Annotated in this window: 13 protein-coding genes and 1 pseudogene; 8 read left to right on the top strand and 6 right to left on the bottom strand. The window is 56.9% G+C overall.

Annotated features, from left to right (window positions below; translation table 11 throughout):
- The first annotated feature begins 19 nt into the window (after positions 1-19).
- From H7849_RS25675 to H7849_RS25665, 3 genes are all read left to right on the top strand, one after another.
- A complete protein-coding gene (locus H7849_RS25675) occupies positions 20-2,932 on the top strand; it encodes a TonB-dependent receptor (protein WP_186743282.1) in 2,913 nt (970 codons plus the stop codon).
- Positions 2,933-3,159: 227 nt separating this feature from the next.
- Positions 3,160-4,857: a nitrite/sulfite reductase gene (locus tag H7849_RS25670; RefSeq protein ID WP_186743281.1), complete on the top strand. Its 1,698-nt coding sequence runs from the start codon at positions 3,160-3,162 to the stop codon at positions 4,855-4,857.
- Positions 4,854-5,483 carry a precorrin-2 dehydrogenase/sirohydrochlorin ferrochelatase family protein gene (locus H7849_RS25665; protein ID WP_186743280.1) on the top strand — a complete coding sequence of 210 codons (630 nt, stop codon included), beginning with the start codon at positions 4,854-4,856 and terminating at the stop codon, positions 5,481-5,483. The genes H7849_RS25670 and H7849_RS25665 overlap by 4 nt, the downstream gene beginning before the upstream one ends.
- Here the strand turns inward: H7849_RS25665 and H7849_RS25660 are convergent.
- From H7849_RS25660 to H7849_RS25640, 5 genes are all read right to left on the bottom strand, one after another.
- The gene (locus H7849_RS25660) at positions 5,477-5,845 is read right to left on the bottom strand and encodes a DUF1634 domain-containing protein (protein ID WP_251106493.1); all 369 of its coding nucleotides are present in this window, start codon (positions 5,843-5,845) and stop codon (positions 5,477-5,479) included. The two genes, H7849_RS25665 and H7849_RS25660, sit on opposite strands and share 7 nt — an antisense overlap.
- Positions 5,845-6,678 carry a sulfite exporter TauE/SafE family protein gene (locus H7849_RS25655; protein WP_186743279.1) on the bottom strand — a complete coding sequence of 278 codons (834 nt, stop codon included), beginning with the start codon at positions 6,676-6,678 and terminating at the stop codon, positions 5,845-5,847. Before H7849_RS25655 ends, H7849_RS25660 begins: the two co-directional genes overlap by 1 nt.
- A gap of 36 nt (positions 6,679-6,714) precedes the next feature.
- Entirely contained in the window at positions 6,715-8,445 is a 1,731-nt protein-coding gene (gene treZ / locus H7849_RS25650; protein ID WP_186743278.1) for a malto-oligosyltrehalose trehalohydrolase, read from the bottom strand.
- Positions 8,446-8,465: 20 nt separating this feature from the next.
- A complete protein-coding gene (locus H7849_RS25645) occupies positions 8,466-9,233 on the bottom strand; it encodes an SDR family NAD(P)-dependent oxidoreductase (protein WP_186743277.1) in 768 nt (255 codons plus the stop codon).
- Positions 9,234-9,345: 112 nt separating this feature from the next.
- On the bottom strand, positions 9,346-9,912 hold the full coding sequence (locus tag H7849_RS25640) for a BON domain-containing protein (protein ID WP_186743276.1): 567 nt from the start codon (positions 9,910-9,912) through the stop codon (positions 9,346-9,348).
- 68 nt (positions 9,913-9,980) lie between these two features.
- Here H7849_RS25640 and H7849_RS25635 point away from each other — a divergent pair.
- The 5 genes and pseudogenes from H7849_RS25635 (at position 9,981) to H7849_RS25615 (ending at position 14,432) form a co-directional block, all read left to right on the top strand.
- Positions 9,981-10,930, top strand: a pseudogene (locus H7849_RS25635) (DUF72 domain-containing protein).
- Positions 10,931-10,984: 54 nt separating this feature from the next.
- A complete protein-coding gene (locus tag H7849_RS25630; protein ID WP_251106491.1) occupies positions 10,985-11,563 on the top strand; it encodes a helix-turn-helix domain-containing protein in 579 nt (192 codons plus the stop codon).
- Complete coding sequence (locus H7849_RS25625) at positions 11,560-12,153, top strand: NfeD family protein (RefSeq protein ID WP_186743275.1); 594 nt, start codon at positions 11,560-11,562, stop codon at positions 12,151-12,153. The genes H7849_RS25630 and H7849_RS25625 overlap by 4 nt, the downstream gene beginning before the upstream one ends.
- Before the next feature lie 66 nt (positions 12,154-12,219).
- Positions 12,220-13,644, top strand: coding sequence for a flotillin family protein (locus H7849_RS25620; protein ID WP_186743274.1), 1,425 nt, complete (start codon positions 12,220-12,222; stop codon positions 13,642-13,644).
- 107 nt (positions 13,645-13,751) lie between these two features.
- Positions 13,752-14,432 (top strand): PspA/IM30 family protein, encoded by a 681-nt coding sequence (locus tag H7849_RS25615; protein WP_186743273.1) that lies wholly within the window; start codon positions 13,752-13,754, stop codon positions 14,430-14,432.
- A 4-nt stretch (positions 14,433-14,436) separates the two neighbouring features.
- On the opposite strand, the gene H7849_RS25610 is transcribed toward H7849_RS25615, so the two are convergent.
- Positions 14,437-15,258, bottom strand: a complete 822-nt coding sequence (locus tag H7849_RS25610; protein ID WP_186743272.1) for a formate/nitrite transporter family protein — start codon at positions 15,256-15,258, stop codon at positions 14,437-14,439.
- Positions 15,259-15,270 lie beyond the last annotated feature (12 nt).

Below are 15,270 nucleotides of genomic sequence, written 5' to 3'. Positions count from 1 at the left end.
TGAAACTCTTGGAGAATTTGTGAAGCAAAGAGTTCTAATACGCTATTTTTCTATCTTGCTGGTTCTGCTGTTGAGTCTTGCTTCCGCGAGCCGGTTATTGGCGCAGGCGGCGAAAGGTTCTGTGCGCGGACAGGTGACTGACCCATCGGGCGCAGTGATTCCAAATGCGAATGTAAGCCTGACGACGCCGGATGGTCACACCGTTGCCACGGTGACGTCGAATGCGGGCGGCACGTATCAGGTCAACAATCTGACACCGGGCACGTATATCGTCATCGCGAATGCGCAGGGCTTTGCTTCGTCGAATTCGAAAGCTATCTCGGTTGGCGCAGGACAGACGAAGCAGTTCGACGTGCCGCTGGCGATCGCAGTTGAGCAGCAGCAGGTGCAGGTGCAGGCCGAGAGCACGACGGTCGATACAAGCCCGGACAGCAACGCCAATGCGGTTGTGCTGAAAGGCAAGGATTTGGATGCGCTGTCAGACGATCCCGATGAACTGCAGAATGAGTTGCAGGCGCTGGCCGGGCCTTCGGCGGGACCAAATGGCGGTCAGATTTATATCGATGGATTTACCGGCGGGCAGCTTCCACCAAAGTCGTCGATCCGCGAAATTCGCGTGAACCAGAATCCGTTTTCTGCGCAGTATGACCGGCTCGGCTATGGGCGCATTGAAATTCTGACCAAGCCTGGTACGGACAAACTGCATGGAAGCATCAATGTGCGCGGGACGACTTCGGCCTTTAACGCGGCGAACCCAATTCTGAATTCGAACCTGCAGCCGGGACAGCCGAAGATTCCGTTTCCGGATTACTACACTTATTTTCTGAACGGGAATATCGGCGCATCGCTCACAAAGAACACCTCGTTTTTCCTGAATGCCTTTGGGCGCAATATTCAGAACGTGAGCGTGGTGGATGCAGTGAATCCAGCGACGACGACTGATCCGAATAATCCTCAGTATTTGAATACCACCGTTAGTAATCCGAGCACCCGCATTGATATTGCACCGCGCTTTGACATCCAGTTGGGCCAGGCGGACACCTTGACGGTTCGCTACGACTTTACGCGCAACACACAGTCAAACGCGGGTATCGGGACGACCAGCCTGCCGACGGTTGGATACAACACGCACAATATCGAAAATGAAATTCAGATCAGCAACAGCTGGGTGATGAGTCCTAGGGTCGTGAACGATATGCGCTTTGAGTACACGCGCACGCGGGCACAGCAGACCCCGCTTTCGACTGATCCGACGATTTCTGTGCAGGGAGCCTTTACTTCGGGCGGTAGTAATAACGGGACGCTGCGCGATAACCAGGACTATTTCGAATTGCAGGATTACTTCACGGCGGCTGAAGGAGCGCACTCGCTGAACTTTGGCGCGAGATTGCGGGCTACGCGCGACGCCAACTATACCAACGCGGGAACGAACGGACTGTACACCTACCAGTCGCTTACGGACTACTTGAACAACCAGCCACAGAGGTTTCAATACACGGTGGTGAACAACAACGCGTACACGGCGCGCGCCACGCTGTTTGATTCCGGCCTGTTTTATCAGGATGACTGGAAGATCAATCCGCGCTTTACGCTGAGCTACGGGCTACGTTGGGAGGCGCAGAACTATATCCACGACATCAATAGCTGGGCTCCACGGCTCTCGTTTGCATACGCGCTCGACGGCGGTGGTAAGAAGCCAGCCAAGACGGTGCTGCGCGCGGGTTACGGATGGTTCTATCAGCGCTGGGGTGTCGCGAATAGCTTTGGTGGCGGCGGCAGCACGCCTTTTGTGATCTATACGATTCATCACAATGTGCCGGTCAATGGCGGGGTCTCGAACCAGCAGATTGTGATTCAGTCGTTTGATTCGAACCAGCCTAATACGAATCCTGCGCCGACGTACTACCAGATCGACTCGCATTTCCGCGCTGCTGTGGATATGCAAGGCGCCATCGGCCTCGATCGGCAGATTACGAAAAATGCGACTGCCAACGTGACCTATCTTTACAGCCAAGGGGTACACCAATATTGGACAAACAACATTAGCGCTCCGTTCTGGGACGCGTCCAGCGGGACGTATGCGGACGCTGTGAATCTGGCACCGCCGAGCGAGAACCTGTACACGTATCAATCGGGCGGTTTTTACCGGCAGAGCCAGTTGATTGCCAGCGGCAGGGCGCGCTTCCGGCGGCTCAGCTTTTTCGGGTTCTATGTGTACAACAATGCGCGCAGCAACACGGGCGGGGTAAACTCATTTCTTTCGAACGCGCACGATCCGAAGCTCGATTATGGGCGCTCGGCCTTTGACATACACAACCGGTTCATCATTCTAGGAAATTTCCAGGCTCCGTGGGCGCTGTCGTTCTCACCGTTCCTCGGGTATAACTCTGGAACGCCGTATAACCTGACGATCGGCAATGATCTGACGGCGAACAACCAGTTCAATGCGCGTCCCACATTTGCGGCGAGTTGCAGCGAGGCGGGAGTTGTGGAGACGCGGTTCGGCTGCCTGAATACAAATCCGCTTGGGACGAATGAGCGGATTGTTCCTTATGGATATGGCACAGGACCGTCGAATATCAATCTGAATATGCGTGTTGCCAAGGTGATTGGCCTTGGGCCGAAGATTGAGGGGCCCGGGCCAGGTGGCGGCGGCCCGGGTGGCGGCGGCGGTGGACGTGGACGTGGCTTTTCGGGCTTGAGCGGCAATACGGGTGGTCCGGGAAGGCTGGACGCTTCGGTGTCGCGCAAGTACAACCTGACGCTGACGGCTTTCGGAGCTAACATCCTGAACCATCAGAATCTTGGCACACCGAACGGCACGCTGTTGTCGCCCTTCTTTGATAAATCACAATCGCTGGCGGGAGGCTTCTTTGGGCCGCCGACGGCAGGCAACCGCAGCATCTTTCTGGAAGCTGCCTTCAACTTCTAAATATGGCGGCAGAGGCAGTCTCTTCTTGACTCGGCTCTGCCAAACCGCTACCCTTTATCTATGTCTCACTCGACTATTCCGGTGCTCTGTTGCGGATGTTGTATCTGCGTGCGCCGGACTTTGAGTGAATGACCTCAGCTAACAGCTAAGTTTCAGGTTTCACATAAAGCCCGCGTATCAGCTCAGACTGACGCGGGTTTTTTATTTCTCCAGAACAGGGAAACGCGATGACCGACACTGCTGCACCAAAAGAAACCAAAGCACAGAAGATAGAACGCCTGAAGCGCGAGAAGAATCCGTGGGAGGCGTTCAACGAAGTGCGCGAGTTTGCCCGCCAGGGACGGGCGAGCGTGGTGCCGGAGTGGGCTTCAGCCTACTTCAAGTGGTGGGGCGTGTACACGCAGGGCGATGGCGTGGGCGCCGTGGGCGGCAAAGGCGGCGAAGGTCTGGCCACCGAGTACTTCATGATGCGCGTCGGCATTCCGAACGGGATTCTGCGTTCCGATCAACTGCGCGTAATTGCCGACATTACGAAAAAGCATGCGCGGAACCTGGCCGATATCACTGTCCGGCAGAATATTCAACTGCATTGGCTGACGATTGAATCGCTGCCGGAAATTGTGGACCAGCTGACTGTGGTCGGGCTTTCACCAAAGGGCGCTTGCGGTGACGTGGTGCGTAATGTTACCGGCTGCCCGCTGGCGGGAATTGCGCACGATGAGATTCTGGATGCTTCCCCACTCGCGGTAGAAGTTGCGCATCAACTCACGGCAAATCCTGAGTTTTATAATCTGCCGCGCAAGTTCAAGATGTCCGTTTCCGGCTGCTCGGTGTGGTGCAACTATCCTGAAATTAATGACGTTGCGCTGACAGGAGTTCGTCGCGGCAACGAGGTTGGGTATTCGCTGCGCGTGGGTGGTGGCCTTTCCAATGAACCGCATCTGGCGATAAGGCTCGACGCGTTTATCAAGCCGGAACAAGCGCTGGATGTGGCACGAAGAGTGACGGAGATTTTCCGCGATCAGCAAGGATTGCGCGAGAGCCGGGATCGGGCGCGGCTGAAGTATCTCTTCATGCGTGAGGGATGGACGGCGGAGAGTTTTCTGCGCGAGTTGGAATCACGTCTTGGGTACAGGCTTGATCGGGGCGTTGACGAGCATGCACCGGAAGACATTCTGCGCGATCACGTGGGCATTCATCGGCAAAGGCAGCGTGGATTCAGCTATGTGGGCGCATCGGTGCTGCGCGGACGGCTCACGGGCGATCAGTTGGCGGCAGCCGCGGAGCTTGCGGAACGCTACGGTACAGGCGAGTTGCGCACAACGGTCATGCAGAATCTGATCTTCGTTAACGTGCCGACTGAAGAAGCGGGAGAGCTGGCGCGTGAGATTCACAAGATTGGCTTGCGGGTTGAAGGCTCGACCTTCTGGCGCGGCGCAATTGCCTGCACCGGCACGGAGTTCTGCAAGCTTGCGATTACGGAGACCAAAGGTTTTGCGCGCTGGCTCGTGGACGAACTCGAAGAACGCGTCCCGCAATTCAATGAACAGCTGAAACTGCATGTAACGGGCTGTCCGAACGGGTGCGGACAGCACTGGATCGCCGATATCGGGCTTGAAGGCAAGAAGATCAAGCACAACGGCAAACTGGTAGATGCCTACTATTTCTGCGTGGGCGGCGCGGTTGGCAGGCATGCGGCGGTAGCGCGTCCTGTTGGTTATCGCGTACCTGCTACGGAGGTTCCGGCTGCATTGGAGCGATTGTTGCGGACTTATCTAGCAGAACGGGAGCCGGGTGATAATCTGCGGACCTACTTCGGACGACACACGGAAGAGGAACTGCGCAATCGCTTATCTGGCGACTATATCGAGGCAGTCGAGAGAGATTTGCCGCTGGCGCCAGTTCCACATGGAGTTGCAGAATGAGTCTCTTTCCTATTTTTCTGAAGCTGCAGGATCGCCGCTGCCTGGTGGTTGGCGCGGGTGAAATTGCTGAATCGAAGATCCATAGTCTGCTGGCGGCGGGGGCTGACGTCACCGTCGTTTCTCCCGAAGCCAAGCCCGATCTGATCGCTTCGGCCAACGTTGGCCTGTTCACCTGGCATCGGCGCGAATACGCAGCGGCGGACTTAGACGGAATGTTTCTCGTCGTGGCAGCGACTGATTCACTGGAAGTGAATGCGGCTGTCTACAGGGATGCTGTGGATCGCAATATTCTCTGCAACGCGGTGGATGATCCGCCGAACTGCGATTTCTATTTCCCGTCAGTTGTGAGACGCGGGCGGTTGCAGATTGCGATTTCTACCGAAGGCGAGAGCCCGGCCCTGGCGCAGCGATTGCGCAAGGAAATTGACGAGCAGCTGCCGGAGGATCTGGGGCCCTGGCTGGACGATCTTGGTGAACTGCGCCGGGAAGTGCTTGCTGTCTTGCCGCCGGGTGAATCACGAAAGCTGCTGCTGCATGAGCTGGCCCACCGGCCGGTATGCAGCGCGGACCATTGCCCATCAAGAAGATTGGCGTTGCAGGCGAAAGACGCGCTCGCACATCAGTGATCGAAGACGAGGCTATACATCAGCACCGCAAAAACGAGGAGACTGACGACAACGTAGAGCCGGTCTTTCTCGAGCAAAAAGCCGAAAGCTGCAAATAAGACGCGGGCGACGGGCGTTGCGATCAGCACGAGAAGACCAAGCTGAATGATGGCGTAGCTGTTTCCGCTGAATGCCTGCTTCACGACTCCCACCGGGCTGCGCAATGCGATCGCCTCTCCCTGAAATGTAGCGTAGTCATGACGAGGACCGCGCGTCTGATTTAGATACAGGACTCCTCCGATGAAGACAATGGCGGCGGCAAGGAATACTCCTGCGCGAAGGATCTGGCCGATGGCGATTTCCATTTTCTGATCGTTCATCATCAGAGCCTGCCTGTCATGCTGTTGTAGATCATTTCGATGCCTAACACGACGATGACACTGGCGAAGAGCAGCCGCAGCGTCTTTACCTTTGCTTTTACAAGAAGGCGTGAACCCACAAGCGATCCGATCAGGACGCCCAGCATCACCGGCATGGCGAGTCCGGGCGATATGTAACCGCGACTGAGATAAATTCCAGCGCTCGCCGCGGCTGTGACTCCGATCATGAAATTGCTGGTGGTTGTCGACACTTTGAAGGGCAGGCGCATGGCGCGATCCATGGCCAGAACCTTGACTGCTCCGGAGCCGATGCCGAGGAGGCCGGACAAGGCTCCGGCGACAAACATCAAGCTGAAGCCTCCGGGGACATTCTGTGCTACGTAGTTTTCTGGTCCATGCGAGGTGGGATAGCTGCCTTGCAGATTTAGCTTCAGGGCAAGGGCATTCGGTTCGCGATGCGTTTCGTCGGGGTGAGTACGCAATGATTCGTATGCAGAGTAGAAGAGCACTGCTCCGAAGATAATTCCGATCGCGTGAGTGGAAACGATCCCTGTGAGGTAGGCTCCAACCAACGCGCCGAGCGTGGTTGCGATCTCAAGGAACATGCCGATGCGGACGTTGGAAAAGCCTTCGCGGACATAGGCCGCGGCCGCTCCGGACGACGTGGCGATGACGGACACCAGGGAAGCGCCGATGGCATAGCGAATATCGACGTGAAAGAGAACCGTGAGCACCGGAACGACGACGACGCCACCGCCGAGGCCCGTCAGCGCACCGAGGAGGCCAGCCAGAATGGAACTGCAGAAGATCCAACCTGAAAATTCGAGCGTGTTCATGGGCAGAACCAGCCTACAACATCCCTTGCGCTGTGTTTATGAGAGCGCGATGATGGCGACGGAATCCGGTGTCAGGATCAGCGATCCGTTTTGCAGGGTTACCTGGTTGTTGGAAGTCATCAACACGCTCGATGTAGACGGAACCTGGCGCTGCAGTGGATGCGGGCCCAGATTGATGACGACTTCGATTGTGTCGCGGCGGAGTGCGAGCCACTTTTCGTCTTCGCTATATTGGACCTGCGTTTCTTCAAGTGAACCGTTGGTCAGTTCGGGATGTGACTTGCGGAGGGCGATGAGCTTGCGGTACCAGTCGAGCATTTCGGCGTGCACAGGCTGCGACTGTTCTTCCCAATTTAATTTTGAGCGGAGGAATGTTTGTTCGTCCTGCGAGTCGGGGATATCGTCGGGGTTCCAGCCGAAGGCGGCGAATTCTTTCTTGCGACCTTCGGAAACGAGGCGGCCTAATTCTGCTTCGTGAGCGGCGAAGTATTGGAAAGGCGACGATGCGGCCCATTCTTCGCCTTGAAACAGCATGGGGACAAAGGGCGCGGTGAAGACGAGCGCTGCAGCGATCTTTGCGCGCTGCGGATTCACGAGATGACTGATGCGCTCGCCTTTTGCACGGTTGCCGACTTGATCGTGGTTCTGCGCGTATCCGAGGAAGCGCCATGCGGGAAGGCCTTCGACGGGCCGGCCGTGGATGCGGTCGCGATGCGGCGCGTAGATTCCGTCATACACAAAGACCGATTTGAGTGACTTGGCGAGGTCGGCGATGGAGCCGAAGTCGGAGTAGTAGCCGCTGCGGTCGCCGGTGAGGACGGTGACCAACGCGTGGTGGAAGTCGTCGCTCCATTGCGCGTCCATTCCGTAGCCTCCGGCGTCGACGGATCGCACGAGTCGCGGATCGTTAAGATCGCTCTCGGCGATGACTACGTAGTGTTTGCCGGTTTCTGCTTCGAGGGCGCGGACTTCGGTCGATAGCTGCTCCATGAAGTGGATGGCGGAGCGGTCCATGTAGGCGTGGACGGCGTCGAGGCGCAGGCCGTCGAAGTGGTAGTCGCGGAGCCACATGATGGCGTTGTCGCAGAAGAAGCGGCGCACTTCATAGCTGCCTGCGTCTTCGAGATTCACGGCGTCTCCCCAGGGCGTGTTGTGCAGATGCGTGAAGTAGGGGCCGAATTTGGCCAGGTAATTTCCTGATGGGCCGAGGTGGTTGTAGACCACATCGAGGAGCACAGCGAGGCCGTGTTCGTGACAGGCGTTGACGAAGCGCTTCAGGCCCTCGGGTCCACCATAGGCTTCGTGGGGCGCGAAGAGGTCGACACTGTCGTATCCCCAGCCATGCTTGCCGGGGAATGCGTTGACGGGCATCAGTTCAACGTGCGTGATGCCGAGGTCTTTGAGATACGGGAGATGTCGCTGCGCGACATCGAATGTGCCCTTAGGCGTAAAGGTGCCGATGTGCAATTCGTAGATGATGGCGCTGGATAACGGCACCGGCTGCCATGAATCGTCGCTCCAGGCGAAAGATGCATGATCGACGATGCGGGATGGACCGTGCACTCCCCGTGGCTGCCAGGCTGATCGCGGATCGGGGATAGCAGGTTCGTTGCCGCCGATGACGAAGGCATAGTCGGTTCCTGCGCTTGCGCCACCGACGTCAGCTTGCCACCATCCGCCAGCGGCCTTCTCCATGTTGTGAACCGTGTTCCCGATCTTGACGCCGACAGTTTTCGCTTTTGGCGCCCACACTCTGAATGGGTGCATCGTTGGTTTCTTCCCCGTATTTATTCGTTGTAGTAGGCCGAGAGGCCGCCATCTATATAGTAGGTGGCTCCGGTGACGTAGCTTGCTTCGTCGGAAGCGAGGAACAGTGCAAGAGCGGCTACGTCCTCCGTAGTGCCGATGCGATTGAGGGGAAGTTGCGTGAGCAGAGTATCGCGTCTTGGTTTGTTTTCGAGAAGCGGCCTGCTCATCGGCGTGTCGATTGCTCCAGGAGCAATGTTATTGACGGTGATTCCGAGCGCGGCCAGTTCAACGGCCAGATTGCGCATCAACATGCGCAGGCCGCCTTTGCTGGCACAGTACGAAGTGTGGCCGGGGAGGACGATGTCTTCATGGATGGAACTGATATTGACGACGCGACCAGGCTTTTTCTCGGCAGACAGCTTGCGAGCGAACGCCTGGGTGACGAAGAAGGGCGCTTTGAGGTTTACGTCGATGACGCGGTAGAAATCTTCTTCTTTCGCTTCCAGAAATGCTGGCTCGAATCCGATGCCAGCATTGTTGATGAGGATGTTGACTGAGCCGAATCCTGCCCATGCCTGGTTGATCAGCCGCTCGATTTCGTTCGGCTTCGACACATCGGCCTTCACGATAAGGCCTTGAGAGCCAGCAGCCTCGACCATATGCAATGTGCTCTGCGCGCCCTCAAGGGGAGCAATGTAGTTGATTACGATGTTCGCGCCTTCTGCGGCAAAGCGTTTCGCGATGCCCTGCCCTATGCCTGAGCCTGCTCCTGTAACGATCGCAGTGTGCCCCTGTAAGCGGCGCATGTCGCGTCCTGTGATGAAGGTTTTCTTGCCTGCTTCTGATGCTACAGGAGGGAAAGGAGCGATCAAAAAACAAAGCGGGAGCCATGAAGGCTCCCGCGCCGTGGCTTACAGCTTACGACTGTGTAGTCGAGTGTTTGCCCGGCTTAACCTCAATTTCATTGACTACCTGCTGGACATTGGGGACTTCCTTTGCCAGCTTGCCTGCTTCAGTCTTCTGAGCAGCCGTCTTTACGCTGCCTTTCAGAAGGAGGGTTCCGTTCTTTGCGGAATAGTCGATGCTCTGGTCGTCAAGATGTTTGTTGGCTTTTAACGACGCCTTGAAGTTGTCTTCGATTGCGCTATCCAGATTGGAGTCGACTGCCTTCGCCTGGCTCTCTGCACCGCTGGGCCGTACACCAATCTCGTTGGCGACTGTGTAGTCCGGAGCGGCTTGTTTTACGAGAGCCTCAGCCTGCGACTTCTGATCCGCGGACGCAACGTCGCCGGTGAGCGTCATTACGCCTTTGTCCTGATCTTGTGAAACGCTAACGCTGCTGAGACTGTTGGAACCGAGCGCATTCGTCACGGCCGACTTCTCATCCGGATGCGTGGGTTTGTTGTTGCAACCGGAAACTACCAAGGCACCCGCCAGAATCGCAACCGAGCCGGTTAGGAATTTGTACCTCTTGCTCCTGTTCATATTTCTGCTCCTCAGAAGAGAACGTGCTTCGTACGTCTTCTTCAGATGCGGTGTGGGCATGTTTTAGTATGTCCGCAGTTACAAAAAGAAATAGTGATCTGCGGGGCAACCATAGCATGACGATTGGCATAGCAGGGGAAATGCACGGCACGGTTCGCATCGGCATTTCAGGATGGACCTACGAACGGTGGCGCGGTGTCTTCTATCCGGAACGGCTTCCGCAGAAAGAGGAGCTTCGATTCGCTGCCGGGAAATTTCCGTCGATTGAAATCAACGGGACCTTCTATTCGCTGCAACGGCCCGCTTCCTTTGCGCGATGGGCAGCAGAAACGCCTGACGATTTCGTGTTTTCGTCAAAGCGACTCGCTTTATCACGCATGACCGGAAGCTGCGAGATGTTGAGGTTCCGCTAGCGAATTTTTTCGCTTCGGGTTTGTTGAATCTCGGCGAGAAACTCGGGCCGATTCTCTGGCAGCTGCCGCCGAGTTTCAAGTTTGATCGCGATGTGATGAAAGCGTTCTGCGCGCTGTTGCCGCGAGACACGATGCAGGCAGCCATGATGGCGAAGAGTCACGATCCGTGGATGAAAGATCGAGCTGTGACTGAAGCCATTGCTAAAGAAAAGCTTCGTCATGCGATCGAGATTCGCCACAAGAGTTTTGCCACGCCTGAATTTATTGAGTTGTTGCGTAAGTATGAAGTCGCGATCGTATGTGCGGATGCCGTGGAGTGGCCACGCATTTTCGATGTGACCTCTGATTTTGTGTATTGCCGATTGCATGGCTCGGAGGAACTCTACGCCAGCGGCTATAGTGACGATGCTTTGGATGAATGGGCTGCGCGCATCGCGACCTGGGCGCGCGGCGGTGAATCTTCCGATGATGCGGAGATCAGTTCCATTCCACCAAGCGCAGCCAGCAAGCGCGATGTGTATGCCTATTTCGATAACGACGTCAAAGCGCGCGCGCCGATCGATGCCCTGGGATTGATCGAGCGAGTCAAAAAACTCTTGCAATAACCTCCGTTTTTTCAGCCAGTTACCGGGTGTTCACAGAAGGCCTGCCGATTTCTCTTGCTTAATATCGCAATCAGCGATATTGTTATTGCGGATTGCGATATGAAGCTCGGCGAGAAAATCCGTTACCTGCGCGAGGTGGAAGGCAATCTTCGTGGTCTGAATCGGGCCATGACGCAGCAGGAACTGATGAAGGCGATTCGTGCAGAACTTGGGACTTCGATGAGCCAGTCGTACCTGTCGCAGATCGAGAGCGGCGCGCGTCCGCACCTGACGAACACAACGCGGCAACTGCTGGCAAAGTTCTTCAAGGTGCATCCGGGCTACCTGGTGGACGATCCGGATGGCTACCACCCCGAGTTGCTGAGCGACGCGCGCACGCTCGAAGACAAGCTGGATTTGTGGCTGGTGAGCGGCGCCGAGCGATTCCGTCGCGATCCTGCGCTGCGCCAGTCGTTGCTGGCGCTGGCGCGGCATAAGAACACACGGCAGTGCCTCCTGCTGCTGGAAGCCGTTATGGAAACCCCGGGCCTGGTGGAACGGCTGCTGGAGGTGCTGCGACCGGAGCGCGTGGTGACGCCCCGCGCCAAGGAACGGGCGGCGAAAAAGCTGCCCGGAAAGGAGAGTCAGAAATGACGTGGGAAGGTTTCTACCTGTTTTGCTTTGCCCTGGGCCTTTGTCTCAGCGCGATTGCATTCGTAGGCGGCTTCTCGCATTTTCACATCGGCCACATGCATCTGAACCATCTCGGCAAGGCAGGGCATGTGCATGCAGGAACCGGTCATGGCGTGAATCAAAACGCTGTCAGTCCGATCAACGGATTCACGCTGGTGATCTTCCTCTGCTGGTTTGGCGGAGCCGGCTATCTGCTGGAGCGGTACGGCGGGTTTGTTGTCCCGATGGTACTGCTGCTGTCTACGGTTGCTGGAATTGCGGGTGCGTCGGTGCTGTTCTGGTTCATGGCGCATGTGTTGGCGCCGCATGAGCACGCGCTAACGGCAGAGGAGACGGCGACGATCGGCATGGTGGGCCGCGTGAGCGGGGCGATCCGCGATCACGGCACCGGCGAGATTCTGTTCTCGCAGAATGGAGCGCGGCGGTTTGCCGCTGCGCGCAGCGAAAACGGATTACCAATCCCCCGCGATACGGAAGTAGTGGTGATGCGCTATGAGCAGGGCATCGCCTGGGTGCGCCGCTGGGATGAAGTTGCAGGCGATTTCAGGTAAGGCCCAGAGGCGTGGTTTGAATGCTTAACTAACACGGTTTTCCCAGTGGAAAGGACTGGGATCACTATGACAAACACAGTCATCATCATTGTTGGGTTGAGTTTATTGGCGATCATCGTTTTGACGGGCCTGCTGGCGAAGATGTTTCGCAAGGCCGGTCCGAACGAGGCGCTCATTGTCTACGGATTTCGCGGACCGCGCGTGATCAAGGGTCACGGAACGGTTATCTTTCCGATGGTCGAGAACTGCCGCGAGCTTTCATTGGAACTGATGTCGTTCGATGTGGCTCCGCAACAGGATCTCTATACCAAGCAAGGCGTGGCGGTCACGGTCGAAGCTGTTGCGCAGATTAAGGTGCGATCCGATCAGGAATCGATTCTTACCGCCGCGGAGCAGTTTTTGACCAAGACGCCACCGCAGCGCGAGGGCTTGATTCGCCTGGTGATGGAAGGCCACCTGCGCGGAATCATCGGCCAGCTTACGGTCGAGCAGATCGTAAAAGAGCCGGAGATGGTGGGAGACCGCATGCGCTCGACCTGCGCCGACGACATAAGCAAGATGGGCCTCGAAGTTGTGTCGTTCACGATCAAGGAAGTTCGCGACAAGAACGAATACATCACCAACATGGGACGTCCTGACATTGTCCGTATTCGCCGCGACGCTGATGTGGCCGCGGCGGAAGCAGAACGCGACACGGCGATTCGGAGAGCGAATGCCCTGCGTGAAGCGGCGATTGCCAAAGCTGCTGCCGACCAGGAGCGCGTGATTGCAGAAACTGCATCGCTCGCCAAGCAGGCAGAGGCTCAACGCAATCTCGACATCCAGAAAGCGCAGTTTTCTGAGCAAAGCCGCAAGCAGCAGGCGCAGGCGGACAAGGCCTATGAGTTGCAGACCAATGTCATGCAGCAGCAAGTCATCGCCGAGCAGGTGAAGGTTGAGCAGGTGGAGAAAGAGCAGCAGATCAAGGTGCAGGAAGCTGAGATTTTGCGCCATGAGAAGGAGCTGATCGCGACCGTGTTGAAGCAGGCGGAGATTGAACGCCAGCGAGTTGAGAATCTTGCCTCTGCTGAGAAATCTCGCCTGACGATCGAGGCTGAGGGCAGGGCTTCTGCGATTCGCGCACAAGGCGAAGCTGAGGCTGCGGTCATCTTCCAGAAGGGTGAGGCTGAGGCCAAGGCAATGAACGTGAAGGCCGAGGCTTACCAGGACTGGAACCAGGCTGCGGTGGTCGACCGGCTGATCAGCAATATGGCTGACGTGGTGCGGGCGATGTCTGAGCCTCTGGCGAAGGTAGACAAGATCACGATCGTATCTACCGGAAATGAGCCTGCGGCGGGGGTGAACAAACTTACGGGCGACATTACGAAGATTGCCGCCCAGGTGCCGGCGCTGTTTGAGGCCCTTTCGGGCATGGACATGCATGAACTGATGAGCAACGTGAAGAGCATGCGTACGCGCCCGAACGGGTCGGCGACAGTCGATGGCAAGTAACGCTTTGAATCCGGGCGGAGCTCACAGGCTTCTCACCCCATCGACGAAGACCTATCGATGGGGACCCCGAACTCCGCCCACTTACTTTTTCAAATAAGGAGGAAGATATGGCACTCCTGGAACGCGTTTCAGCTTTGCTGCGCGCGAATGTAAATGACCTGATCGATAAAGCGGAAGATCCGGAGAAGATGTTGAAGCAACTCGTGCTCGATATGGAGAACCAGCTGCTTCAGGTGAAGACTCAGGTGGCAATTGCTATTGCCGACCAACATCTGCTGGAAAAGAAGAAGAAAGAGCATGACGAATCTGCCGAGGAGTGGCACAAGAAAGCCGAACTGGCGGTGAGCAAGAGCAAGGACGACCTTGCCCGCGCGGCTCTTGAACGCGCCTTGAGTCATGAACAGATGGCTCACGGCTTCGCTCAACAGATTGAAGATCAATCGACCGAAGCCGATTCTCTGCGCACTGCGTTGCGAAAGCTGGAGCAGAAGCTGACGGAGACGCGCAGCCGATGCGAAATGCTGATTGCGCAGCATCGGCGTGCTCGTGTCGTCAACAGGGCAAATCAGGTGCGGCAGAAGATAGTCGAAGGGCAAAATGGCCGTGGCAATGCCACCGGGATCGACCGCATGCGACTTCGTGTAGCGGGTGCGGAATCAGAGAATGCGGCCAACAATGAACTGCTTGGCGGCGACACGCTCGAAGACCGCCTGGCTGCGCTGGAACGTGAGGAGCAGATTGAAGGTCTGCTGCGTGAACTGAAAGAACGCCAGGGAAAGACGGCGTAATTCCTTACTCCAGGTTGACCTGGCCGTACTCAAGCAGAGTCACGAGCAGCACGCCTCCTGTGATGTTGCCGAGCACGGCTGGGCCAAGCCAGAGGAAGTAGCGCGACGCGTTTAGCTGCCCATGCAGCACTGCTGCAAGAATCTCGCCGCTGGCGGCGATGCAGTGTGCGAAATGTCCGAGACCCACGACAAAAGTAAGGGTCCAGATGAGCATGACCGAACCTGTAATGGAGTGGCTGCCGCTAACAAGCCACGCAACCATGGCGATGATCCATCCACCGACAACGCCGCTCCAGAAAATGTGGCTTGCCGGATAACGCGCGGCTTCGACGCCAAGTTGCGCCAGAGCGTCAGCGTATTCACTTCGCAATGCGCCCGTTCGCACAGCCAACATGGCAAATAGCAGCGCGCCAATTACGTTCGCGGAAAATACAACGCTCCACAACCGCATGGTGCTCCAGAAGTGGCGGCGCTCGGTGAGCATGAGCGCGACCGGATACAATGTGTTTTCCGTGAAGAGCTGACCACGTCCTAAGATGACGGCCATAAATCCCATCGGATAGAAGCAGGTGGCTATGAATTGAGCGACGGAGCCGGCGCCAAGCTGCGCCCTTACGAGAGCGACGCTGAGACCCGTTAGCCCCATTGTGAGCCCTCCGACGATTCCTGAAACTGCCAGGGCGAGATTGGTCCGCGAGAGTTCGCGTTTCGCGTTCTTGGCGACCTGCTGATAGATTTCGGACGCGGTGGGGCGATCCAGATCACGTTGCACGGAGGCGGAGGCGTCATCGGATGCCACGTGCAGTTTGATCTTGGGCAACGGCATGACTTAGTTGGA

Origin of the sequence: Alloacidobacterium dinghuense, assembly GCF_014274465.1 — a bacterium.
Lineage (GTDB): Bacteria > Acidobacteriota > Terriglobia > Terriglobales > Acidobacteriaceae > Alloacidobacterium > Alloacidobacterium dinghuense.
Note: the sequence above shows the minus strand (reverse complement) of the source record. Positions and strands in the feature narration are given on the sequence as shown.